The sequence below is a fragment of the Huaxiibacter chinensis genome (assembly GCF_022171985.1).
In the GTDB taxonomy this organism is placed as follows: Bacteria; Pseudomonadota; Gammaproteobacteria; order Enterobacterales; family Enterobacteriaceae; genus Enterobacter; species Enterobacter chinensis_A.
The window spans coordinates 276,633-299,961 of record NZ_JAJVHF010000003.1; the positions used below are offsets into that span (position 1 = coordinate 276,633).

Below are 23,329 nucleotides of genomic sequence, written 5' to 3' on the forward strand. Positions count from 1 at the left end.
AGGCATGCGTCCAATGGTGGATAACTTTCGCCACAAACTGTGCGGGCCAGGCGAAAACTATCCAGGCGTGTATTAAAGAGCGCGATGCAACGTCTGGAACAGGGGTGACGTTGTCACCGAAACTCAGTCTGCGCCAGAATGGCTTGCTGTAGGGGAGAGATGTTCATCCCACGCGCTACAAAACCTTGCAACCATTCCGGGGCTTGCTCAAGCACCTGACGGGCGGCAGCTTCGGTGTCAAATTCAGCAAAGACACAGGCACCGGTGCCAGTCAGGCGCGACGGCGCGTATTCTAACAGCCAGGAAAGCGCCGCATCAACCTTACGAAAACGTTTTCTTGCGATAACCTCGCAATCGTTGCTGAATTCACATTTTAGTAACGTCTCTATTGACCGAACGGGCGTGTCTCTCGGCAGGTCCGGATCGCTAAAGATAAGCGGGGTCGGAATGCTCACGCCAGGGTGGGCCACCAGATACCATTTCTCTTCAGGATCAACGGGGGTAAGGATTTCGCCTACCCCTTCGGCAAAGGCCGCGTGGCCGCGCACGAACAACGGCACGTCAGCGCCCAGCGTCAAGCCGAGCTCCGCCAGTTCATCCTCCGACAACCCGCAGCCCCAGAGGTGGTTTAAAACAACCAGCACCGTCGCCGCGTTCGACGAGCCGCCACCCAGGCCGCCGCCCATAGGTAAACGCTTGTCGATACGAATATCGGCACCGCTGCCGGCGGGCAGACGCCCGGACTCCGCCGCGCGTTTCATCAGTAATCGTGCGGCACGGACGATGAGATTGTCGTCGTGAGAAACACCTTCAACCGGCGTTAACAGGTGAATCTGCCCATCCTGACGGGGTTCAATTGACAGGGTATCGCCAAAATCCACAAACTGAAAAAGCGTCTGCAGAGTGTGATAACCATCGGGGCGTTGTCCGGTGATATACAAAAACAGATTCAGTTTTGCCGGAGAGGGCCAGAGGGTCATCATTTAACGATCCAGTTATCCATTTTCAGTTTGATACGCTGGCTGCCCTGGGTCAGCTCCATATTGGAGGGCAGAGCAGGCTGGGTTTTGCTGTCGTAACCGCCGTACACCACTTTCCAGCTTTTACCGTTTTGCGTGTAGTTCATCTCCCTCAGACGGTACTGGTCGTCGAGGCTATAATCCGTTGCGTCTCCCGGCAGACCAAGGATCCACTGGCGCAAACTGTTCAGCGGAATAGGCATTCCGGTCAGTTTGCCGACCATCTCTTCCGCATCCGTTCCGGTATAACGCTGACCTTTATTGTCGGTTATCTGCGCCTGACCCGGCTGGGCATTCAGCTCAAGCTCCGTGCTTCCCAGCGGGTTCAGCAGAAGCAGGCGATAGCGATCCTGTCCGGTTTGCTGCCAGAAGAAACGGGCATACACTTTTTGGTCATCAGAGAGATAAGCAAAGGCGCCGCGCGTCTGATATTGGCTTAAACTGCGCACGTCCTGCTGGTGTTGACGCCATTGTGGCGAGTCAGGGCTTTTACCGGGTCCTTTCGGTGGCGTGATCGAGCAGGCGGTGAGAACCAGGGCGGCCAGAGGCAGCAGGCGAATCATTCGGGTCATAATGATGACAAATCCTTGAGATACGTTGCAGTTATAACCCTTAATGCTAGCGCCGGGTGAGGGCAGCGTCTACGTTCATATTGTCTTAAATCATCAAATTAGCGTGGAAGGCCTATTACTCCGAAAGGGGGCAGTCTCTTTTATTGATCTCGCGCATCCTGTATGATGCGACCTGCTAACCTTATTAACGCTGGTACTACTCCCGCTCATATGACCCTTTTAGCACTCGGTATTAACCATAAAACAGCCCCGGTTTCGCTGCGAGAACGTGTTACGTTTTCGCCGGATACGCTCGACCAGGCGCTGGATAGCTTACTTGCCCAACCCATGGTGCAAGGCGGCGTGGTGCTCTCTACGTGCAACCGTACCGAACTCTACCTGAGCGTTGAAGAACAGGATAACCTGCATGAAGCCCTGATTCGCTGGCTGTGTGAGTATCACAACCTGAACGAAGAGGAGCTGCGTAAGAGTCTTTACTGGCATCAGGATAACGATGCGGTAAGCCATCTTATGCGCGTGGCCAGCGGCCTGGACTCTCTCGTGCTGGGTGAACCCCAGATCCTGGGTCAGGTTAAAAAAGCGTTTGCAGATTCCCAGAAAGGGCACCTGAAGGCGAGTGAGCTGGAACGGATGTTCCAGAAATCTTTCTCTGTTGCCAAGCGAGTGCGAACGGAAACTGACATTGGTGCCAGTGCGGTTTCCGTTGCTTTTGCCGCCTGTACGCTGGCGCGTCAGATATTTGAATCCCTCTCAACGGTCACCGTGCTGCTGGTCGGCGCGGGCGAAACCATCGAACTGGTCGCTCGTCATTTGCGCGAGCATAACGTTAAAAAGATGATTATCGCGAACCGCACCCGTGAACGCGCTCAGGCGCTGGCGGATGAAGTGGGGGCTGAAGTCATCGCGCTGAGCGACATCGACGAACGACTGCAGGAAGCCGATATTATTATCAGCTCTACCGCCAGCCCGCTGCCAATTATTGGCAAAGGCATGGTGGAACGCGCCCTGAAATCGCGGCGAAATCAGCCTATGTTGCTGGTGGATATCGCGGTCCCCCGGGATGTCGAACCGGAAGTCAGCAAACTGGCAAACGCCTATTTGTACAGCGTTGACGATCTGCAAAGCATTATTTCGCATAACCTGGCGCAGCGGAAAGCCGCGGCCGTGCAGGCTGAAACGATCGTTGAGCAGGAATCCAGCGAATTTATGGCCTGGCTGCGTGCGCAAAGCGCGAGCGAGACCATTCGCGAATACCGTGGTCAGGCTGAACAGGTGCGTAATGAACTGACAGCCAAAGCGATGGCCGCGCTGGAACAGGGCGGCGATCCGCAGGCGATCATGCAGGAGCTGGCCTGGAAGCTGACCAACCGGCTGATCCACGCGCCAACCAAATCACTTCAACAGGCCGCCCGTGACGGGGATGACGAACGCCTGACTCTTCTGCGAAACAGCCTCGGGCTGGAATAGCGCCACATACCCATTTTTTATGACAAGGTGCACTTTACGCCTATGAAGCCTTCTATCGTCGCTAAACTGGAAGCTCTGCACGAGCGCCATGAAGAAGTTCAGGCCCTGCTCGGCGATGCCGCGACTATTGCCGATCAGGATCGTTTTCGCGCGCTGTCGCGCGAGTATGCGCAGTTAAGCGATGTTTCGCGTTGCTTTACCGACTGGCGGCAGGTTCAGGAAGATATCGAAACGGCTCAGATGATGCTGGACGATCCTGAAATGCGCGAGATGGCGCAGGAAGAGTTACAGGACGCCAAAGCACGCGCCGAACAGATGGAGCAGCAGCTCCAGGTTCTGCTCCTGCCTAAAGATCCTGACGATGAACGCAATGCGTTCGTTGAAGTCCGCGCAGGCACCGGTGGTGATGAAGCCGCGCTTTTTGCCGGCGATCTGTTCCGCATGTACAGCCGTTACGCTGAATCACGTCGCTGGCGTGTCGAAATTCTCAGTGCCAACGAGGGTGAACACGGTGGCTATAAAGAGGTGATTGCCAAGATCAGCGGGGAAGGCGTCTATGGCCGACTCAAGTTTGAATCCGGCGGTCATCGCGTGCAGCGTGTGCCGGCGACGGAATCCCAGGGGCGTATTCACACCTCGGCCTGCACCGTTGCGGTGATGCCGGAACTGCCTGAAGCCGAGCTGCCTGATATTAATCCCGCCGATCTGCGTATTGATACTTTCCGATCGTCCGGCGCGGGGGGACAGCACGTTAACACCACCGACTCGGCGATTCGTATTACCCACCTGCCAACCGGTATTGTGGTGGAGTGTCAGGACGAACGTTCGCAGCACAAGAACAAAGCGAAAGCGCTGTCTGTGCTGGGGTCGCGTATTCGCGCCGCTGAAGTCGCAAAACGTCAGCAGGCAGAAGCGTCCACGCGGCGTAACCTGCTGGGCAGCGGCGATCGCAGCGATCGTAACCGCACCTATAACTTCCCGCAGGGGCGCGTGACCGACCATCGCATCAACCTCACCGTTTACCGTCTGGATGAAACGATGGAAGGCAAACTCGATTTGCTGATTGAGCCGATTGTGCAGGAGTTCCAGGCCGATCAGCTGGCGGCGCTGGCAGATCAGGACTAATGGATTTTCAGCACTGGCTGCGCATGGCCGTCGCTGCACTGGCTGAAAGCGAAAGCCCAAAGCGCGATGCCGAAATTCTGCTTGAACATGTCACGGGTAAGGCACGTAGCTTTATCCTGGCTTTTGGCGAAACGGCGCTGAGCGCGGCGCAGGAAACGCAGTTGACTGAGCTGCTTGCCCGGCGCAAACGCGGCGAGCCCGTGGCGCACCTCACGGGTGAACGTGAATTCTGGTCCTTACCGCTGTATGTCTCGGCGGCTACGCTGATCCCGCGTCCGGATACCGAATGCCTGGTTGAGCAGGCGCTGGCGCGTTTGCCCGCCGGGCCGTGCCGCATTCTCGATCTCGGGACGGGGACCGGAGCCATCGCGCTGGCGCTGGCGAGCGAACGGCCCGACTGTCAGGTTACCGCGCTCGATGTGATGCCTGATGCTGTCGCCCTGGCAAAACGTAACGTCGAACGTCTTGGTCTTCACAACGTCCAGGTGTTGCAGAGCAGCTGGTTTACCGGCGTTGCCGGACAGTCCTTCGGAATGATTGTCAGTAATCCTCCCTATATTGATGAGCACGATCCGCATCTGAACGAGGGTGACGTGCGCTTTGAACCGTTAACGGCGCTGGTCGCTGCGGATGAAGGTCTGGCGGACATCGAACACATTATCACCACCGCACGGCAGCATCTGGTACCCGGGGGCTGGTTGCTGATTGAGCACGGCTGGACCCAGGGGCAGGCGGTGCGCGAGCGGTTTCTGCAAGCCGGCTACGCCGACACCGAAACCTGTCGCGACTACGGGGGTAATGACCGCCTTACGCTGGGGAGAGTGTCATGAGCGGCTTTGACGTGCTGATTAGCCTGCATATCGTCACCGTGATCCTCACCATCAGTTTTTTCGTGGTGCGCTACTGGTGGCGTTACAGCAATAATCCGCTGATCAACGCCCGCTGGGTGCGCATCGCTCCGCATTGTATCGACACCGTTTTATTCCTCTCGGGCGCCGGATTGATGGCGGTCACCGGCTATCTGCCGTTTACGGATGAAGGCGCATGGCTGACTGAGAAGCTGTTTGGCGTTATCATCTACATCGTTTTGGGTTTTATCGCGCTAGGACGTCGTCGTCCGCGCAGCCAGCAGACAGGGTTTACTGCCTTCCTGCTGGGGCTGGTGGTGCTGTACATCATCATTAAACTCGCCACCACAAGAATACCGTTACTGGGGTAAGTATGAGGTCCTTAGCCGATTTCGAATTTAATAAAGTACCACTTTGCGATGGTATGGTTCTGATCACCGAGATGATTCGTGACGATTTCACGTCGCAATATGTCTACGATGAGCTGGAAAGCCTGGTGAGCCTGGCACGCGAAGAGATCAATCAGGCGCGTCCGCAAGACTGGCAGCTTGAGAAACTGATCGAGCTGTTTTACGGCGAATGGGGCTTTAGCGACACGCGCGGCGTGTACCGTCTTTCCGATGCGTTATGGCTGGATCAGGTGCTGAAAAATCGCCAGGGCAGTGCGGTTGCGTTGGGCGCCGTATTGCTGTGGGTCGCCAACCGTCTGGATATTCCGCTGGTGCCTGTTATTTTCCCGACGCAGATGATTTTGCGTGCGGAGTGGCTGGACGGGGAAATGTGGTTAATTAACCCTTTCAATGGCGACACCCTTGATGAGCACACGCTGGACGTCTGGCTTAAGGGGAATATCAGCCCGGTGGCTGAACTCTTCAATGAAGATCTGGATGAGGCGGATAACGCAGAAGTGATTCGCAAACTGTTAGACACCCTCAAGTCGGCGCTGATGGAAGAGCGTCAGATGGAACTGGCCTTGCGCGCCAGCGAGGTGTTGTTGCAGTTCAATCCTGAAGATCCGTATGAAATTCGCGACCGTGGGCTTATCTATGCTCAGCTCGACTGCGATCACGTGGCGCTGCACGATTTGAACTACTTCGTCGAGCAGTGTCCGGAAGATCCGATAAGCGAAATGATTCGCGCGCAGATCAATTCGATCGCGCATAAACAAATTACACTGCATTAATCTGACATCCGATTCATACCTGAATAAGGCGATCTTATGAAACAAAAAGTGGTTAGCATTGGTGATATCAAGGTAGCAAACGACCTGCCGTTCGTGCTGTTTGGCGGTATGAACGTGCTGGAATCCCGCGATCTTGCGATGCGTATCTGCGAGCACTACGTGACTGTGACCCAGAAACTGGGTATTCCGTACGTGTTTAAAGCCTCTTTTGATAAAGCCAACCGTTCGTCTATTAACTCCTACCGTGGCCCGGGCCTGGAAGAGGGGATGAAGATTTTCCAGGAGCTGAAGCAGACCTTCGGCGTGAAAATCATCACCGACGTTCATGAAGCCTCACAGGCCCAGCCGGTTGCGGATGTGGTTGATGTTATTCAGCTGCCTGCGTTCCTGGCGCGCCAGACCGATCTGGTGGCTGCGATGGCGAAAACCGGTGCCGTTATCAACGTGAAAAAGCCACAGTTCGTCAGCCCAGGCCAGATGGGTAACATCGTCGACAAATTCATTGAAGGCGGTAACGACCAGATCATCCTGTGTGACCGTGGCGCGAACTTCGGCTACGACAACCTGGTGGTGGATATGTTGGGCTTCGGCGTAATGAAGAAAGTCTCCAACAACTCACCGGTGATTTTCGACGTCACGCATGCGCTGCAGTGCCGCGACCCGTTTGGCGCTGCGTCAAGCGGCCGCCGTGCGCAGGTTACCGAGCTGGCGCGTGCGGGGATGGCGACGGGGATTGCCGGTCTGTTCATCGAAGCACACCCGGATCCAGAGCATGCGAAATGTGATGGTCCTTCCGCGCTGCCGCTGGATAAACTGGAACCGTTCCTGAAACAGATCAAAGCCATTGACGATCTGGTGAAAAGCTTCGACGAACTGGATACCAGCAACTAATAAAAAACCCGCTTCGGCGGGTTTTTTTATGGGGCGGGTTGACGGGGTCCGGGTAGACCCCGCATAAGGGATTACGCAAATATCGTCATCAGATAAGCGACAAACAGCGCCAGATGTGCCGCGCCATTCAGCACGTTCGTGCGGCCCGTAGAGAACGAAATCTGGCAGAGCAGTAATGAAGCCACCATCACGATCATCTCTGGCGCGCCCAGCGCAAAATGCAGGTCATTGCCGGTCATGAAGGCAATCAGCGTCACCACCGGTACGGTGAGAGAGATAGTCGCCAGCACCGAACCAAAGAATAAATTCATTGCGCGCTGAACCTGATTATTCAGTACCGCTCGCAATGCCCCCAGCCCTTCAGGTGACAGGATCAGCAAGGCAACCAGGAAGCCGGTAAAGGCCACCGGTGCGTTCAGCTCGGTGAGTAACGTTTCGAGGGGATTCGCGTTCATCTTGGTGACGGCGATAACGGCAATAAGATGCACGATCAGCCAAAGCGTGTGCCACATGTTGCTGTGCGCCGAGGGCTTGCCGTGCTGCGGATCGTCGCCTTCGTCTTCGTGTTCATAGACGAACAAACTCTGGTGCGTTTTAGTCTGAATGAGCAGGAAGACGCCGTACATTGCCGCTGAAATCAACGCCACCAGTAACGCCTGGCCGGTCGTGAAATTAGCCCCCGGAAGCGCCATCGGGAAAACCAGAACAATAATCGCCAGCGGGAATAACGCGATCAGATACTGTTTAATACCAAACAGGTTCATATACTGCGTGGCAAATTTTCGCCCTCCCATCAGAAGCGAGAAGCCGACCAGGCCACCGGTGACAATCATAATGATGGAATAAAGCGTGTCACGCATGAGCGTGGGTGCCGCATCGCCCGTGGCCATCAATGCAGAAATCAGGCTCACTTCGAGAATCACGACAGAAAGGCTTAAAATCAGGGAGCCGTAAGGTTCACCCAGGCGGTGCGCCAGAACGTCCGCATGGCGAACCACGCTGAACGCACTGCTTAAAATACCAATAAGAGCAAGTATATTGATTCCAACGACCACTGGCAGTGACTGACTGCTTCCCCAGAAGAAAAGCACCGCCAGTGCCAGAATCGGGAAGATGAGAGACGTCTCCTTGTGGCGGGTTTTAACCGCCTCATGCGTTGTTGTCATGCGATTCTCCATCAGTGCAGATGATTGTAATTATAGATATAAATTGCAGGCCATTAAACTAACAGATCGGCGACAAAACCAGTAATAGTTTACTTAGTTTTACCCTTTGCCATTAAATTGTCATAAGAGGTCTGAATTTCTCGGTTAAGTGATAATAAGCTATATATAACAAATAAATAACAATGACTGTTTATCAAGAAATGAATTGACCTGGCATGACCGCGCATCCTCAACCACACTTACCTTTTACTGCAAAAGGAGGTTTACGATGCCCTATAAAGCCAAAACCGATCTACCCGACAGCGTGCAGCATGTCCTGCCTGCCCATGCGCAGGAAATCTATAAAGAAGCTTTCAACAGCGCCTGGGATCAATATAAAGATAAGGACGACCGGCGCGACGATGCGAGCCGGGAAGAAACCGCACATAAGGTCGCCTGGGCTGCCGTGAAAAATGATTATGAAAAGGGAGACGATGATAAATGGCATAAAAAGAAATAGCCTGAAACCGCCTGCGCGTTAGCTTTTTAGGCGGTTGACGCGCTGTTGTATTGCAACCGGCCCGTTATTTGCTTATCGTTCCTGCATTGCTGTGAAAATGAACAGCGCACGATACCAGGATAACAGTTGTAGCAGGGAAGCATGCAGTGGCGGAGGTAAATATGTTAACGCGTGATTTCTTAATGAAGGCGGATTGTAAGACGGCATTTGGTGCCATTGAGGAATCGCTTCTCTGGTCGGCTGAACAGCGTGCGGCGTCCCTTGCCGCCACGATTGCCTGTCGGCCCGATGATGGCCCTGTATGGGTGTTTGGCTACGGGTCTTTAATGTGGAACCCCGCGCTGGAGTTTGTTGAATCGGCAACGGGTACGCTGCCTGGCTGGCACCGCGCGTTCTGTTTGCGCCTGACCGCCGGTCGGGGTACCCCCTGCCAGCCGGGTCGTATGCTTGCACTGAAAGAGGGCGGACGCACCACGGGTGTCGCCTATCGGTTGCCCGATGACACCCTGGAAGAGGAGCTGTCGCTGCTCTGGAAACGCGAAATGATCACCGGCTGCTATATGCCGTGCTGGTGCAAACTCGATCTGGACGACGGCCGCACCGTCAATGCGCTGGTGTTTATCATGGACCCGCGCCATCCTCTTTATGAAGCTGATACCCGTGCTCAGGTGATAGCGCCCCTGATTGCGGCCGCCAGCGGCCCGCTCGGCACTAACGCGCAATATCTTTTCTCGCTGGATCAGGAGCTGACGCGTCTGGGCATGAAGGATGACTGCCTGAATGAACTGGTGACCCGCGTTAAGGTACTGCTGGAGGGGCCGGGATGTGAAGGACAGCTCCGTCCCGGCTTTGCATAACACATTCGCCCGTAAGCGGCTGCTTGCCGGGCGAATACCGACCTTATGCCGCCACGTAACTGACCGAATGTTCCAGCGACGGGCTGTGGCTGTCGATTAAGACATCCCAGATACCGGTGTACGGCACCGTAAGCCACGCGTTATCCCTGTTTTGTACGCTCAGAATATCCACCTGGGCTTGCCGTTGTGCCTGAGCGCTTCTCAGATGAATATGGCAACGCTCTGAGCAACGAACAACAACGGTATCCCCGCCAAATAATTTCAAACTTGTTTTTACCAGTGCCATTTTTAACCCCATAGTCCGGAAACAACGCACTCCCTGCGGTTAATCCTGCGTGTGATGTTGTTCACAATGTACGAGTGGCATAACACCAAAGGAGAAGGGGGGCGATGCTGATTTTGATCAAAAAATGGCATAACGATTAAACAAAAATGACAAAATGCCTTAAAGCATTCAGCAGGCGCGTATTTGTACAGGCAGATACGCGCCAGAAGAAAATTAAATGCGGAAATGACTGGCCGTTTCAGCAAGGTCGCCCGCCTGGCTTTCCAGCGCACCGGCGGCAGCGGCGGATTGTACAACCAGCTCGGCATTTTGCTGCACCATGCGATCCAGATGCGTGACCGCATGATTGATCTCATGAATGCCTTTCATTTGTTCGCGGGTGGCAATCGACATTTCGCGCATAATACCCGATACGCTGCCGATGCTGGCGCGGATCTCATCCATGCTCTCCCCGGCAAGGTGGACATAGCGTGAGCCGGTGGCTACGCTGTGGGTCGTCGCCTCAATCAGCGTTTTAATCTCTTTGGCGGCCTGCGCGCTACGGCTGGCCAGACTGCGCACCTCGCCCGCAACCACGGCAAATCCACGTCCTTGTTCACCCGCGCGTGCAGCTTCGACGGCGGCGTTCAAGGCAAGAATATTGGTCTGGAAGGCGATCCCGTCTATCACGCTGGTGATGTCGCCAATCTGGGTGGAGGCAACCTCGATCGACTGCATGGTGCTGATGGCCTGGGAAACCACGTCGCCACCGCGCGAGGCGGCCGCCGACGCGTTGCTTGCCTGTTCGTTCGCTTCGGCAGCGGAGTCGTTCGACTGCGAAACGGAGGTGGTGATTTGCTCGACCGCACTGGCGGTTTCGCGCAGGCTTGACGCGGCCTGCTCGGTGCGCCCGGAGAGGTCCTGATTGCCTGCGGCAATTTCACGCGCGGCGTTTTTAACCGATGCGCTGGCATCGCGCAAACGCATCATCACCTGAGAGAGTTTGTCGCTAAAGGCGTTAAAGGCATGGGCAATCTGCGCCACTTCGTCCTGTCCCGTTTCCGGCAGGCGTTGGGAAAGATCGTTGGTGCCATTCGCGATAGCGTGCATGGCGTCACGAATATCCGACAGGCGTTTCAGAAGGCGCGCAATCAGCAGATGCACAAGAGTGGCGCTAATCAGTACCAGAATCACCAGCGACAGGGCGGAGGCTTTCAGCAACGAGCGCATTCCTGACGTCGCATCATTGCTGTCGAGGGCCACAACCAGCAACCAGTGGGTACCGGCAATCGGGGTGGCAACAAAGGTTTTTTCAGTATCTGCCAACGTCCCGTCGGCTTCACGGCCCTGTTTCAGCGCCTCCAGATCGACCCCTTTTACCGTCTCACTGAACGCTTTCATCGTCAGGGCCGGATCGTTAGCAGCAATGACGGTGCCGTCGCTGTCGATAAGCAAACCGCTACTCGCAGGCGTTGGATGAATACCCCGAATATTGGCCACCACGCTGTCCATGGCAACATCGCCTGCGACCACTGCCCGCAGGGTGCCATTTTCTTTAACCGGCACGGCAAATGTCACCACCAGTTTGCCGGTGCCCGCGTCCACATACGGGGCGGTCACAACCGGGGCATCGTCATGTAAGACCTGCTGGTACCAGGGACGGACCGTCGGATCGTAGTCGGCAGGCACGCCTGTCGGATCGGAGAATTTCGCTGTTTTCGTGGCATAACCCACATAGACGTTGGTAAAACCGCCCGCCTGCGCCAGCTGCTTAAACACGGGGATCGGATCGTCGCTCAGGGCAAGAGTTTGCGCAGAGTCAATCACCATCATTTTACTCTTCACCCAGTCGGCAATCGCCATGTTATGGCTGGCGCTGGTGCTGGCCAGAATATCGTGCTGTGATGCCTGGTTATCCTTGCGGGTCACCTGAAAATTAATAATGGTATTGAGCAGAAGGGCGACCACCAGGCAGCTGGTAGTGACCAAGAGAATACGGGCACGAATGGACTGGAACATAAAGGAGAACCCTGCAAAGTTGACTTAAGATGCCTATCGGCAACCCGGCAGGGAACTTGATGGTGTAACCGCGTCCATAAGAAAAAACTATTTTCGCGCCTTTATTATTAGAAAGTTAATACTTTGTCGGCGGTCAGGGTCCACTGCGCCAGCTCTACCAGCGTACCGATTTCTACCCCGTCAATCAGCGGCAGAGCGGTGATACCCCGTCCATCCGTACAGGTTTTGCATAATTTTACCGGCGTGTTTTGCGCAGTCAGGATCTCCAGCATCTGCTGGATATTATATCCCTCGGCGGGTTTTTGCCCTTTTAGCCCTGCGGTCACGGCATCGGACATCAGAAACAGCCTGAGATCCAGCTCGCTTTCATTCTCGCGCAAGGCAATGGCAAGGCGCAGGCTGTTGAAAAGCGATTCACTTCCATAGGCTGCGCCGTTGGCGACAATAACGATTTTCTGCATGTTGACTCCTGTTCGATGAAAAGGGCATGGAAATTGCTTTCTCTCCTGAAGACACTGACCCGGGAGAGTAAGCATGACGACAATGACTGGCAGGCCACCCGGCGCCACCGAATGGTTTCAACGGGCAAAAAAGATCCGTCAACAGCAGCTAAACCACCTCGCGCAATGCGGCACGCTGGTGAACCACCTGAGTCGCCTGGTGCATATGTTACAGTGCGAGCGCGGGGCGTCCAACATCTGGCTCTGTTCGCATGGCCAGCTTTACGCGCCTGAATGCAAAGCCAGCCGGGCGCTGGTGGATGAAGCCCTCACGGCATTTCACCGCTCGCTGAACTCGCCTTCCACTCTTTCGGGCAGCGCACTTTGCGAGCGCATTGCCATGGCGCTGGGCGAGCTGGAACGACTTACCGCGCTTCGCGAGGCCATCGTAAACCTAAACATTACCGCGCATCAGGCAATGGAGCAGTACAGCCGCACGTTGCGTCATTTACTCAGTATCATCCCGCAGCTCAATGACAGCATTGACGATCCGCAAATAGCGGGCCGATTCGTTGCACTCTACAGCCTTATGCAGGGCAAAGAGTGGGTAGGGCAGGAGCGTGCACTGGGGGCGATGGGGTTCACGCAAGGGCACTTCAGCGATGAGATGCGCCAGACCCTGGTCGATCGCATCGAGGCGCAGCAGGCCTGTTTTGAGATCTTTTTAACGCGGGTGAATGCCGCGATGCAAACCGCTTTCCACGCGCACGCCCAGCCGCATGGCGACATCGAAAAACTGCGCCGTATTGCCTGCACCCGGCAGCCTGCGGATGACAACGGGTCGACCGCCCTGAACTGGTTTAACCTGCAAACAACCCGGCTGGAAAATCTCCGCGCGCTTGAAGAGGACGCCATCGCCGATCTGATGGCGGACGTGCAGGCACGTATCCATTTTGAACCTGAAGCGCCTCTCTTCAAGGGGGAGGACAATATCTTGCCCCTTTTCCCCGATAAGGCGTTGCTCCCGCTGGTCAGGCAGCAGGCAGGCGAAATTGAGCGTCTTTCCCGCCAGCTTGCCTCCCTTCGCGATACGCTGGAGGCGCGAAAAACCATTGATAAAGCAAAAAACCTGCTCATGGCGCATCAGAATATGAGTGAGGAGCAGGCCTGGGGGGCGCTTCGGAAAATGGCAATGGATAAAAATCAGCGCATGGTCGATATCGCCCAGGCTCTGTTAACCGTGAAGACGTTATGGCAGTTAACCCCTAAGGGGTAGCTGCACAATGTGCGGGCAATTTCTGCCTGATTGAGGTGCGTCGTGGGTGGTCGGGAGGGGCAAAACGCCGCCCGGCAAGGCGTGTAAACCTGGCATCCCCTTTGCATTATCTTAATTACCATTTTTAACGACGCGCCAACGGCGGTGCGTGCGTTTTGGATAAAGGCGTCCAGCAGTGCTTCGGCATTGTCGGGCGCTTTTTTTTGGCTTTTTTCAGGAGCGAGCATGGCGGACTGGACAAGAAGGCGTTTTTTACAGGCAGGTACGCTGGCAGGCGGGGCGTTATTACTCCCCGGCGTCATGCAGGCCGCATGGGCAGCAGGTTCCGATAAACCGGAGCAGGAGACGGTGCGTATTGGTTTTATCCCCTTAACCGATTGCGCGCCGGTGGTGATTGCCGCGCTGAAGGGGTTTGATAAAAAACACGGCATCACGATTGTCCCCACGAAAGAAGCGAGCTGGGCTGCGGTACGTGACAAGCTGGTCGCGGGCGAACTCGACGCGGCACATATTCTCTATGGCCTGTTATATGGCCTGGAGCTGGGCATCGCCGGAAAACCCCAGCCCATGGCCAACCTGATGACGTTAAACCGCAACGGGCAGGCGATCACCCTTTCTAACGATCTGCTGGAAAAAGGCGTCCGGGATGTTGATGGCCTGAAGAAACTTATCGATCGGCAGGCGCCGGGGACCTACAGCTTTGCCCACACCTTCCCGACCGGGACGCACGCCATGTGGCTCTACTACTGGCTGGCAAGCGCCGGGATTAATCCGTTCGACGATGTCCGGACCGTGGTGGTCCCGCCTCCGCAGATGGTGATGAATATGCGGATTGGCAACATGGTCGGTTTTTGCGTCGGTGAGCCGTGGAATGCGCGCGCGATTAACGATCGTATTGGCTTCACGGCGGCGACATCGCAGTCCATCTGGCCGGAACATCCTGAGAAGATCCTCGGAACACGCCGCGACTGGGTGGAAAAAAATCCTCATACCGCACGGGCGCTGGTCAGCGCCGTCATGGAGGCGCAGCGCTGGATTGAGGCCTCGCCCGAAAATAAACGTGAAACGGCAGCCATCCTTTCGCGTCGCGCCTGGCTTAATACCAAAGAGCAGTACCTCACCGGACGCATGCTGGGTGAGTACGACAACGGTATCGGCCAGCGCTGGCAGGACGCCCATCCTATCCGCTTCTTTAACGACGGCGCAGTCAGCTATCCCTGGCATTCCGATGGGATGTGGTTCCTGACCCAGTTCCGTCGCTGGGGATTGCTGAAAACCGACCCGGACTACCAGGGGATTGCCGCGCGTATTAATCAAACTGCCGTCTGGAAAGATGCTGCCGCCGCGGCAGGCGGCATTACCGTACCGACCGCCACGATGCGCACCAGCACCTTGATGGATGGCACCGTCTGGGACGGTGCCGATCCGCAGGGGTATGCCCGTCGCTTTGCTATTCACCGTACAGGGGCTTGATATGAAACAGACGCAAACTCTCCACGTCACCGAAGAAGAAAAAGCCGTAAGCGGCGAAGTGATCGTGCTGCCACCACGACAGGTACGTCGTCCGGTTCCGGCGCTTGCCCGCCGGGTTAACGCACTTTTGCAGCGCATTATTCCCGCCGTTCTGGGGCTGGGGCTGCTGGTGGTGCTCTGGCAACTGGCGGCCATTAACAGCAAAGGATTTCCCACACCGCTTAGCACGCTGGACTCGGCGATCACCCTATTTGCCGATCCCTTTTATCGCGACGGCCCTAATGATATGGGCATCGGCTGGAACGTGCTTGCGTCCCTTGAGCGCGTGGCAATCGGCTTTGGCCTGGCCGCAATGGCGGGGATCCCGCTGGGATTTCTGATCGGTCGTTTTACCTTTTTCTCGCGCATGTTTACGCCGCTTATCGCGCTGCTCCGGCCGGTCAGCCCGCTGGCGTGGCTGCCTATCGGCCTGTTGCTGTTCCAGAAAGCGGAACCCGCATCCAGCTGGACCATTTTTATCTGCTCCATCTGGCCGATGGTCATCAACACCGCCGAAGGGGTACGCCGTATTCCGCAGGACTACCTCAACGTCGCCCGCGTGTTGCAGCTGTCTGAGTGGACCATTTTGCGCCGGATCCTTTTCCCGGCGGTCCTTCCCTCGGTTCTCACGGGCGTGCGGCTCTCCATCGGCATTGCGTGGCTGGTGATTGTCGCGGCCGAAATGCTGACCGGCGGCCTGGGGATCGGCTTCTGGATCTGGAACGAGTGGAACAACCTGAACGTTGAAAACATTCTCATCGCCATCGTCATCATCGGCGTGGTCGGGCTGCTGCTGGAACAAGGGTTGATGCTGATAGCCCGTCGTTTCAGCTGGCAGGAAAAATAAGGAGCGAACATGAAACCGTTAATTCAGGTACAGGCCGTCAGCCAGCGATTTTCTACCGCCAGCGGTGACTTCCTGGCGTTACAAAACGTCTCTTTCGATATTCATGAAGGTGAGACCGTCAGCCTGATTGGTCACTCAGGCTGCGGTAAATCCACGCTGCTCAACCTCATCGCCGGGATCACCTTGCCTACGGAAGGCGGGCTGATTTGTGATAACCGGGAAATCGCCGGGCCAGGCCCCGAGCGGGCCGTTGTGTTTCAAAACCACTCTTTACTGCCGTGGCTGACCTGCTTCGACAACGTCGCGCTGGCGGTAGATAAGGTCTTTCGCCGCACGATGAATAAAGCCGAGCGGAAAGAGTGGATCGAACACAACCTGGAGCGGGTACAGATGGGCCACGCATTGCACAAACGTCCGGAGGAGATTTCCGGAGGGATGAAGCAGCGGGTCGGAATTGCCCGCGCGCTGGCCATGAAGCCAAAAGTGCTGCTGATGGACGAACCCTTTGGCGCGCTGGATGCGTTGACCCGCGCACATTTGCAGGATTCGGTCATGAAAATCCAGCAGGAGCTCAATACCACTATCGTGCTGATTACCCACGACGTGGACGAGGCCGTCCTGCTGTCCGACCGCGTACTGATGATGACCAACGGTCCTGCGGCAACGGTGGGGGAGATCCTGCGGGTCGATCTTCCGCGTCCGCGCCACCGCGTGCAGCTGGCGGAGGAGAGCCGCTATCACCATCTGCGCCAGCAGGTATTGCAGTTCCTCTACGAAAAACAGCCTAAAGCGGCCTGATAAGGAGGAGATGATGCGGCTGGTGATCATTGGCAACGGTATGTCCGCAACGCGACTGATTGAGTCGCTCACCGAACGCGCGCCCGGCCGCTATGCGATTACCGTCATTGGCGACGAGCCGGACCATGCCTATAACCGGATACAGCTTTCGCCGGTGCTGGGGGGTGAAAAACGGGCCGACGCGCTGCGTTTTCATGATGACGTCTGGTATCGCGAGCGCGGCGTCACGGTGTTAAACAGGGAGAAAATCCTCGCGGTGGATCTGACCAGGCGTCAGGTCCGCAGCGAAAAACAGCTGCTTTCCTGGGATGAACTGGTGTTCGCCACCGGCTCCGAACCGGTTGTTCCCCCGATACCCGGCAGCGAGCATCAACATGTTTTTTGTTTCCGCACCCGTCAGGACGTCGAGAAGATTCTGGCGAAAAGCGGTCCGGCGGTGGTGCTGGGTGGGGGTGTGCTGGGCGTAGAGGCGGCAGCGGCGCTGGGGCTTTCTTGTGACAACGTCACGTTAATCCACCGTGGCCGCTGGCTTATGGACCAGCAGCTGGATCAGCGGGCCGGCCTCTTACTGGAAACCCTGCTTGCAGAGCGGGGCATCCGCTGCGAGCTGGACTCAGGCATTGCCGCAATCGGGGAACACGCGGTCACGCTCAGGGACGGGCGGCAGTTAGCCGCCTCCCGGGTGATCCTCGCCACCGGCGTGCGGCCCCGAATTTTGCTGGCTCAGGCAAGCGGTGTGGTTTGCAGCAAGGGCATCGTGGTGGACGCGCAAATGCGGACATCACATTCCGGCGTGAGCGCCATTGGCGAATGCTGTGAGCGTAACGGACAAACCCATGGGCTTGTCGCGCCTTGCCTGGCGCAGGCGGAGATCCTGGCCTCCCGCCTTGCCGGGAAGCCGGTTGATTGCGCTGAACCCGGCGATAGCGGGATGCGGCTGAAGGTGACGGGTATAGCGCTTTTCAGCGCTGGCTGCGTTGAAGAACACCCCGGCGACAAGGTGTGGACCTCCTGGGACCCGCTGACCCGCCATTATCGCCGTCTGCTCATTCGTGACGGCACCCTGTCCGGCGTGGTGTTGATGGGGGATTGCCGCAGTGCGGCCCCGCTCGCCGAACGCCTCTTTACGTCTGTTCCGGCCCACGAGGGCTGGCTCTTCGATCAATTTACTGAGCAACCGCCGGTTGCAGGACAAAATGCGATGACAAAACCAACACTGGTAGTGGTTGGACACGGTATGGTCGGCCATCATTTCCTTGAAGATTGCGTACGCCGCAATTTGCATCAGCAATATCAGATAGTGGTCTTTGGCGAGGAGCGCCACGCCGCCTATGACCGCGTGCATCTTTCGCAATATTTCGCCGATCGTGATGCCGGTGCGCTTTCGATGGTCGAAGAGAATTTTTTTGACGCAAACGGAATTGAACTGCGCCTGAGCCAGCAAATCGTGGCGCTCGATTGCGATGAACGCGTAGTGCGAACCGCCAGCGGCCACGAGACGCACTGGGATAAGCTGGTTCTCGCGACCGGATCATACCCCTTTGTGCCGCCCGTACCCGGACACGACCTGACGGGGTGCTTTGTTTATCGCACGCTCGACGATCTGGATAACATTGCGGCCCATGCCGCTCACGCCCGTCGCGGGGTAGTAATTGGCGGAGGCTTGCTTGGCCTGGAGGCGGCAAACGCCCTGAAGTCGCTGGGGTTGCAAACCGACGTGGTGGAATTTGCCCCGAATCTGATGGCAGTGCAGCTGGATAATGACGGGGCCGCCATGCTGCGCCGCAAAATTGAAGCCCTGGGCGTTGGGGTGCATACCTCAAAATCGACGACGGAAATCGCCCAGACGGCGACGGGCATGGTGTTACGCTTTGCCGATGGCAGTGAGCTGGAAACCGATATGGTGGTCTTCTCCGCCGGGATCCGCCCTCAGGACGCCTTAGCCCGCAGCGCTGGCCTGCGCGTAGGTGAACGTGGCGGGATCGTTATCGACCACGGTTGTCGCACCTCGGACCCGGATATTTTTGCCGTGGGAGAATGTGCGTTGTGGGAGGGACGTATCTTTGGGCTGGTCGCCCCGGGATATCAGATGGCGCGGGTGGCGGCGGCCCTGCTGGCAGGGGAAGAGAGCGCTTTTAGCGGTGCAGATATGAGCACCAAACTAAAGTTGCTTGGCGTCGACGTGGCGTCGTTTGGCGATGCGCAGGCCCGTACGGCGGGCGCGCTGTGTTACCAGTGGACGCATGGTCCGCAGCAAATCTATAAAAAAATCGTCGTGAGCCCGGACGGCACCACGCTGCTTGGCGGTGTGCTGGTGGGCGATGCCACGGAATACGCCACCCTTGTGCAGATGATGCTCAACGGGATCGCCTTGCCTGCACAGCCCGAGACGCTGATTTTACCTGCCAGCGCCGGCAGCGCGCCAAAAGCGCTGGGTGTCGCCGCTCTGCCGGACAGCGCCCAAATCTGTTCCTGCCACAACGTTACTAAACAGGATCTCTGCCAGGCCGTCCTCGCCGGGGCTACTGACATCGGGGCGATTAAACAGTGCACCAAAGCGGCGACCGGGTGCGGCGGGTGCACCGCGCTGGTCAAACAGGTGATGGAGTTCCAGCTTGCGGCGCAGGGTGTGGAGGTCAAAAAAGACATCTGCGAGCATTTCGCCTATTCCCGCCAGGAGATCTACCATCTGGTTCGCGTCAACCGTATCCATACGTTTGAGCAGATGATCGGCCGCTATGGCCAGGGCCACGGCTGTGAAATCTGCAAACCGCTGGTCGGCTCCGTGCTGGCCTCCTGCTGGAACGAATATCTGCTTAAGCCCGCGCATCTGCCGCTGCAGGATACCAACGATCGTTATTTCGCCAACATTCAAAAGGATGGCACTTACTCCATTGTACCGAGGATGCCCGCAGGCGAAGTGAGCGCCGATGGTCTGATTGCCATCGGCAGCATCGCGAAACGCTATCAGCTTTACAGCAAAATTACCGGCGGGCAGCGCATCGATCTTTTTGGCGCCACGCTGGAGCAGCTGCCGGAAATCTGGCGCGAGCTGGTGGAGGCTGGTTTTGAGACCGGCCATGCCTACGGGAAATCCTTACGAACCGTGAAGTCCTGCGTCGGTTCGACCTGGTGTCGCTATGGCGTTCAGGACTCCACCGGGCTGGCGGTGACCCTTGAGCATCGCTACAAGGGCCTGCGTGCGCCGCATAAAATCAAGATGGCGGTCTCAGGCTGTACCCGCGAATGTGCCGAAGCGCAAAGCAAAGACGTGGGGGTGATCGCCACTGATAAAGGCTGGAATCTCTACCTGTGTGGCAACGGTGGCATGAAGCCACGCCATGCGGACCTGTTTGCCAGCGATCTGGATGACGAAACGCTGCTGCGCACCGTCGATCGCTTTCTGATGTTCTATATCCGCACCGCTGACCGCCTGCAACGCACCAGCACCTGGATGGACAATCTGGAAGGCGGCATCGAGTATCTGCGCGACGTCATCGTCAATGACAGCCTGGGCATTGCCCATGAGCTTGAACAGGAGATGGCGCGGGTTGTTGAGAGTTACCAGTGTGAATGGCAAACCACGCTGAACGATCCAAACCGTCTGGCGCTGTTCCGCACCAGCGTGAACGATCCGATAACCGCGCCTGCAAAACGCTGGCAGGAGATCTGTGCCATCGACGATATTCCTGAGCAGGCCGGGATCGGCGCGCACCTGGGCAAGCAGCAAATCGCGCTGTTCCGCTTCGGGAAGGCGGTCTATGCCCTTGAAGACGTTGAGCCGGGCGGTAAGGCTCCGGTGCTGTCGCGCGGGATTCTGGGGGATGCGGGCGGGGAACCTGTCGTCATCTCACCGCTGTATAAACAGCGGATCCGCCTGCGCGATGGCCGTCAGTTTGAAAGCGGTGAGCCGGCTGTCAGGGCATGGCCGGTGAAAATTGAGCACGGCAAAGTGTGGGTCAGCAGTGAAGAGCTGGTGCTACGGGCGGAGGCATCATGACGGAAATCAAAACCACATGCCCGTACTGCGGCGTGGGCTGCGGTGTGATTGCAAGCGTTCAGCAGGGCGAGGTTAAGGTGCGCGGTGATGATACGCATCCTGCAAACTATGGTCGCCTGTGCGTCAAGGGGGCGGCGCTGGGGGAGACCACCGGGCTGCACGGGCGCCTGCTGCATCCTGTGGTCGACGAGACTGAGGCAGACTGGTCGCAGGCGCTGAGCGAGGCGGGCAGACGTCTGCGAACCGTTATCGACACCTATGGGCCGCAGGCGGTGGCGTTTTATGCTTCCGGCCAGCTGTTGACGGAAGATTACTACGCGGCGAACAAACTCATGAAAGGCTTTATCGGGGCCGCCAACATCGACACTAACTCGCGGCTGTGTATGTCTTCGGCGGTCACGGGCTATAAGCGCGCGTTCGGTGAGGATGTGGTGCCCTGCAGCTATGAGGATATCGAAAACACCGATCTGGTGGTGCTGGTCGGGTCAAACGCCGCATGGACGCACCCGGTGCTGTTTCAGCGTCTGGTGCAGGCGCGTCGGGAAAACCCGGCGCTGAAAGTGGTGGTGATCGATCCGCGCAGGACCGCCACCTGCGACATTGCCGACCTGCATCTCGCCTTGTCACCCGGCAGCGATGCCGCACTGTTTGTCGGGCTGCTGAATCAGATTCAGGGTGAATCGGGCTGGCCGGTCACGCGCGTGGCGGCGTTTTGCGGCCTGCCGGTCGAGGCGATCAGTACTTTCTACGACTGGTTTATCACCGCGCCTCGCGCCATCACCCTGTATACGATGGGAATCAACCAGTCCGTCAGCGGCAGCGACAAATGCAATGCCATCATCAATGTTCATCTGGCCAGTCAAAAATTTGCCCGCGAGGGGTGTGGGCCATTCTCCCTGACCGGACAACCCAATGCGATGGGCGGACGCGAGGTGGGCGGGCTGGCAAACCAGCTGGCGGCGCACATGAACTTTGAACCTGCGGACCTGGCGCGCGTTGCCCGCTTCTGGGGGACCGAACGGCTGGCCCAGACGCCGGGGCTGATGGCCGTAGAACTCTTTGAGGCTATTGCCCGCAGTGAGATCAAAGCGGTCTGGATTATGGGCACCAATCCGGCGGTGTCGTTGCCCGACAGCCATGCGGTGTGCCAGGCGTTATCCGCTTGTCCGTTGGTGATTGTTTCTGAGGTGATGCAGGATACGGACACCAGTCGTTACGCGCACATTCGCTTTCCGGCCCTGGCCTGGGGCGAAAAAAACGGGACGGTCACCAACTCAGAACGGCGAATCTCACGTCAGCGTGCGTTTTTGCCCGCGCCGGGCGAAGCAAAACCCGACTGGTGGATCATCGCTCAGGTGGCTAAACAACTCGGCTTTGAAGCAGCATTTCGCTGGCAACATCCGCACGACATATTTTGTGAACATGCCGGATTATCGGCATTCGAGAACCAGGGAGAGCGAGCCTTTAACCTGCGTGACCTTGTCACGTTAAGCCGTGAGGAGTGGGATGCGCTCACCCCCTATCAATGGCCGACAGGTCATTTTCCGCAGCGGCGGATTGTGCCCGTGGAGCCTCAATCCCACGCCGCTGCTCTCCAGCCGCTTTATCCTCTGGTGCTGAATACCGGTCGAATCCGCGACCAGTGGCATACCATGACGCGTACCGGTTACGTTCCGCGGTTGATGGAACATATTGCCGAGCCCGTCGTCGGTGTTTCGCCCAGGGACGCTGCGCGATACCGGCTTGAAGAGGGACAACTGGCCCGCCTGAGCTCGGCGCGGGGGGTGATGGTATGCAGGGTCAATATCCATGCGGGGCAACGGGAAGGCGAGCTTTTCGCTCCGATGCACTGGAGTCGTTGCTTTGCCCGGCAAGGCGCGGTGAATGCGCTGGTAGAGAGCCGATGCGATCCGCACTCCGGCCAGCCGGAAAGCAAGCAAACGGCAGTCAGGATCATGCCATGGCAACCCGCCTGGCAGGGCGAACTCTACGCACGCGAACTGCCCGCGTTACCCGTTTTCATCCACTGGTGGCGAAAAGCCGCTCGCGGCGTTTCACGTCTGACACTTGCAGGCGATAAGCCGCTGATGGCGTGGCTTATCAGCGAATGTCACTCGCACGGCTGGACGGTGCAGACGGCAGAGACCGGCGGGCGCAGTAGCCTGCTTGCCTGGCATGACGGCGCGCTGATGCTGGGCTTCTGGCAGAACGAACGGTTACCTGCGCTGGCGCATGCCGTGATTGAAGATGCGTTTGTCAGACCACCGGCACAACTCGCCGAACGTCACGCTTTGTTGAATGGACAAAGTGTGCAAGCCAGGGGCGATGAGGGACGGATAATATGCAGCTGCTTTGGCGTGGGTGAAAACCTGATCCGTCAGGCTATCATGGAAGGCTGCCATTCTGCTGCTGCGCTGGGCGCGAAGCTGCGTTGTGGTACCAACTGCGGATCCTGCGTGCCTGAGCTAAATGCGATGATTCAGGATTTTCCGGAAAATGCCCTTAAGACTGAAAATATTTCTGATTCACGCTAAGGTAACGCCTG

20 protein-coding genes are annotated in these 23,329 nt (G+C 57.2%); 14 read left to right on the forward strand and 6 right to left on the reverse strand.

Features of this window, described 5'->3' with window-relative positions:
* Nucleotides 1-113 precede the first annotated feature (113 nt).
* The gene (gene ispE / locus LZP96_RS10205) at nucleotides 114-983 is read right to left on the reverse strand and encodes a 4-(cytidine 5'-diphospho)-2-C-methyl-D-erythritol kinase (RefSeq protein WP_064326384.1); all 870 of its coding nucleotides are present in this window, start codon (nucleotides 981-983) and stop codon (nucleotides 114-116) included.
* The gene (lolB, locus tag LZP96_RS10210) at nucleotides 980-1,591 is read right to left on the reverse strand and encodes a lipoprotein insertase outer membrane protein LolB (RefSeq protein ID WP_064326383.1); all 612 of its coding nucleotides are present in this window, start codon (nucleotides 1,589-1,591) and stop codon (nucleotides 980-982) included. The genes ispE and lolB overlap by 4 nt, the downstream gene beginning before the upstream one ends.
* A 210-nt stretch (nucleotides 1,592-1,801) precedes the next feature.
* Between lolB and hemA the strand changes: the two genes are divergently transcribed.
* From hemA to kdsA, 6 genes are read left to right on the forward strand one after another with little or no spacing between them, the layout of a single operon-like run.
* Nucleotides 1,802-3,058, forward strand: coding sequence for a glutamyl-tRNA reductase (hemA, locus tag LZP96_RS10215; RefSeq protein WP_064326382.1), 1,257 nt, complete (start codon nucleotides 1,802-1,804; stop codon nucleotides 3,056-3,058).
* 42 nt (nucleotides 3,059-3,100) lie between these two features.
* Nucleotides 3,101-4,183 (forward strand): peptide chain release factor 1, encoded by a 1,083-nt coding sequence (prfA, locus tag LZP96_RS10220; RefSeq protein WP_064326381.1) that lies wholly within the window; start codon nucleotides 3,101-3,103, stop codon nucleotides 4,181-4,183.
* Nucleotides 4,183-5,013 carry a peptide chain release factor N(5)-glutamine methyltransferase gene (gene prmC / locus LZP96_RS10225; RefSeq protein WP_064326380.1) on the forward strand — a complete coding sequence of 277 codons (831 nt, stop codon included), beginning with the start codon at nucleotides 4,183-4,185 and terminating at the stop codon, nucleotides 5,011-5,013. Before prfA ends, prmC begins: the two co-directional genes overlap by 1 nt.
* Nucleotides 5,010-5,402, forward strand: coding sequence for an invasion regulator SirB2 (gene sirB2, locus LZP96_RS10230; protein ID WP_064326379.1), 393 nt, complete (start codon nucleotides 5,010-5,012; stop codon nucleotides 5,400-5,402). The genes prmC and sirB2 overlap by 4 nt, the downstream gene beginning before the upstream one ends.
* Nucleotides 5,403-5,404: 2 nt before the next feature.
* Nucleotides 5,405-6,214: an invasion regulator SirB1 gene (gene sirB1, locus LZP96_RS10235; RefSeq protein WP_064326378.1), complete on the forward strand. Its 810-nt coding sequence runs from the start codon at nucleotides 5,405-5,407 to the stop codon at nucleotides 6,212-6,214.
* A 36-nt stretch (nucleotides 6,215-6,250) separates the two neighbouring features.
* Nucleotides 6,251-7,105 (forward strand): 3-deoxy-8-phosphooctulonate synthase, encoded by an 855-nt coding sequence (gene kdsA / locus LZP96_RS10240; RefSeq protein WP_064326377.1) that lies wholly within the window; start codon nucleotides 6,251-6,253, stop codon nucleotides 7,103-7,105.
* Between the two features lie 71 nt (nucleotides 7,106-7,176).
* Here kdsA and chaA read toward each other — a convergent pair whose 3' ends face one another.
* Entirely contained in the window at nucleotides 7,177-8,271 is a 1,095-nt protein-coding gene (gene chaA, locus LZP96_RS10245; protein ID WP_064326376.1) for a sodium-potassium/proton antiporter ChaA, read from the reverse strand.
* A gap of 268 nt (nucleotides 8,272-8,539) precedes the next feature.
* Here chaA and chaB point away from each other — a divergent pair, with 268 nt between their 5' ends.
* Nucleotides 8,540-8,770, forward strand: coding sequence for a putative cation transport regulator ChaB (gene chaB / locus LZP96_RS10250; protein WP_064326375.1), 231 nt, complete (start codon nucleotides 8,540-8,542; stop codon nucleotides 8,768-8,770).
* A 161-nt stretch (nucleotides 8,771-8,931) separates the two neighbouring features.
* Nucleotides 8,932-9,627, forward strand: coding sequence for a gamma-glutamylcyclotransferase (locus tag LZP96_RS10255; RefSeq protein WP_064326374.1), 696 nt, complete (start codon nucleotides 8,932-8,934; stop codon nucleotides 9,625-9,627).
* A gap of 43 nt (nucleotides 9,628-9,670) precedes the next feature.
* On the opposite strand, the gene LZP96_RS10260 is transcribed toward LZP96_RS10255, so the two are convergent.
* The 3 genes from LZP96_RS10260 to LZP96_RS10270 form a co-directional block, all read right to left on the reverse strand.
* A complete protein-coding gene (locus LZP96_RS10260) occupies nucleotides 9,671-9,913 on the reverse strand; it encodes a hypothetical protein (RefSeq protein WP_064328143.1) in 243 nt (80 codons plus the stop codon).
* 213 nt (nucleotides 9,914-10,126) lie between these two features.
* Complete coding sequence (locus LZP96_RS10265; RefSeq protein ID WP_064326373.1) at nucleotides 10,127-11,911, reverse strand: methyl-accepting chemotaxis protein; 1,785 nt, start codon at nucleotides 11,909-11,911, stop codon at nucleotides 10,127-10,129.
* Between the two features lie 107 nt (nucleotides 11,912-12,018).
* Nucleotides 12,019-12,372 (reverse strand): DsrE/DsrF/TusD sulfur relay family protein, encoded by a 354-nt coding sequence (locus LZP96_RS10270; protein ID WP_064326372.1) that lies wholly within the window; start codon nucleotides 12,370-12,372, stop codon nucleotides 12,019-12,021.
* Between the two features lie 73 nt (nucleotides 12,373-12,445).
* Here LZP96_RS10270 and nasR point away from each other — a divergent pair, with 73 nt between their 5' ends.
* From nasR to LZP96_RS10300, 6 genes are all read left to right on the forward strand, one after another.
* Nucleotides 12,446-13,627, forward strand: coding sequence for a nitrate regulatory protein NasR (gene nasR / locus LZP96_RS10275; protein ID WP_258925929.1), 1,182 nt, complete (start codon nucleotides 12,446-12,448; stop codon nucleotides 13,625-13,627).
* A 225-nt stretch (nucleotides 13,628-13,852) separates the two neighbouring features.
* On the forward strand, nucleotides 13,853-15,100 hold the full coding sequence (locus LZP96_RS10280; RefSeq protein ID WP_258925931.1) for a CmpA/NrtA family ABC transporter substrate-binding protein: 1,248 nt from the start codon (nucleotides 13,853-13,855) through the stop codon (nucleotides 15,098-15,100).
* A gap of 1 nt (nucleotide 15,101) precedes the next feature.
* Nucleotides 15,102-15,986: a nitrate ABC transporter permease gene (gene ntrB, locus LZP96_RS10285; protein ID WP_258925932.1), complete on the forward strand. Its 885-nt coding sequence runs from the start codon at nucleotides 15,102-15,104 to the stop codon at nucleotides 15,984-15,986.
* Between the two features lie 9 nt (nucleotides 15,987-15,995).
* Nucleotides 15,996-16,784 (forward strand): ABC transporter ATP-binding protein, encoded by a 789-nt coding sequence (locus LZP96_RS10290; protein ID WP_064326368.1) that lies wholly within the window; start codon nucleotides 15,996-15,998, stop codon nucleotides 16,782-16,784.
* Between the two features lie 13 nt (nucleotides 16,785-16,797).
* Complete coding sequence (nirB, locus tag LZP96_RS10295; RefSeq protein WP_258925933.1) at nucleotides 16,798-20,784, forward strand: nitrite reductase large subunit NirB; 3,987 nt, start codon at nucleotides 16,798-16,800, stop codon at nucleotides 20,782-20,784.
* Nucleotides 20,781-23,318 (forward strand): nitrate reductase, encoded by a 2,538-nt coding sequence (locus tag LZP96_RS10300; protein WP_258925934.1) that lies wholly within the window; start codon nucleotides 20,781-20,783, stop codon nucleotides 23,316-23,318. The genes nirB and LZP96_RS10300 overlap by 4 nt, the downstream gene beginning before the upstream one ends.
* Nucleotides 23,319-23,329 lie beyond the last annotated feature (11 nt).

Bases quoted from the DNA above. Each gene is read 5' to 3' on its own strand.
- ispE (WP_064326384.1), bottom strand. From the start codon at position 983: ATGATGACCCTCTGGCCCTCTCCGGCAAAACTGAATCTGTTTTTGTAT.
- lolB (WP_064326383.1), bottom strand. From the start codon at position 1,591: ATGACCCGAATGATTCGCCTGCTGCCTCTGGCCGCCCTGGTTCTCACC.
- hemA (WP_064326382.1), top strand. From the start codon at position 1,802: ATGACCCTTTTAGCACTCGGTATTAACCATAAAACAGCCCCGGTTTCG.
- prfA (WP_064326381.1), top strand. From the start codon at position 3,101: ATGAAGCCTTCTATCGTCGCTAAACTGGAAGCTCTGCACGAGCGCCAT.
- prmC (WP_064326380.1), top strand. From the start codon at position 4,183: ATGGATTTTCAGCACTGGCTGCGCATGGCCGTCGCTGCACTGGCTGAA.
- sirB2 (WP_064326379.1), top strand. From the start codon at position 5,010: ATGAGCGGCTTTGACGTGCTGATTAGCCTGCATATCGTCACCGTGATC.
- sirB1 (WP_064326378.1), top strand. From the start codon at position 5,405: ATGAGGTCCTTAGCCGATTTCGAATTTAATAAAGTACCACTTTGCGAT.
- kdsA (WP_064326377.1), top strand. From the start codon at position 6,251: ATGAAACAAAAAGTGGTTAGCATTGGTGATATCAAGGTAGCAAACGAC.
- chaA (WP_064326376.1), bottom strand. From the start codon at position 8,271: ATGACAACAACGCATGAGGCGGTTAAAACCCGCCACAAGGAGACGTCT.
- chaB (WP_064326375.1), top strand. From the start codon at position 8,540: ATGCCCTATAAAGCCAAAACCGATCTACCCGACAGCGTGCAGCATGTC.
- LZP96_RS10255 (WP_064326374.1), top strand. From the start codon at position 8,932: ATGTTAACGCGTGATTTCTTAATGAAGGCGGATTGTAAGACGGCATTT.
- LZP96_RS10260 (WP_064328143.1), bottom strand. From the start codon at position 9,913: ATGGCACTGGTAAAAACAAGTTTGAAATTATTTGGCGGGGATACCGTT.
- LZP96_RS10265 (WP_064326373.1), bottom strand. From the start codon at position 11,911: ATGTTCCAGTCCATTCGTGCCCGTATTCTCTTGGTCACTACCAGCTGC.
- LZP96_RS10270 (WP_064326372.1), bottom strand. From the start codon at position 12,372: ATGCAGAAAATCGTTATTGTCGCCAACGGCGCAGCCTATGGAAGTGAA.
- nasR (WP_258925929.1), top strand. From the start codon at position 12,446: ATGACGACAATGACTGGCAGGCCACCCGGCGCCACCGAATGGTTTCAA.
- LZP96_RS10280 (WP_258925931.1), top strand. From the start codon at position 13,853: ATGGCGGACTGGACAAGAAGGCGTTTTTTACAGGCAGGTACGCTGGCA.
- ntrB (WP_258925932.1), top strand. From the start codon at position 15,102: ATGAAACAGACGCAAACTCTCCACGTCACCGAAGAAGAAAAAGCCGTA.
- LZP96_RS10290 (WP_064326368.1), top strand. From the start codon at position 15,996: ATGAAACCGTTAATTCAGGTACAGGCCGTCAGCCAGCGATTTTCTACC.
- nirB (WP_258925933.1), top strand. From the start codon at position 16,798: ATGCGGCTGGTGATCATTGGCAACGGTATGTCCGCAACGCGACTGATT.
- LZP96_RS10300 (WP_258925934.1), top strand. From the start codon at position 20,781: ATGACGGAAATCAAAACCACATGCCCGTACTGCGGCGTGGGCTGCGGT.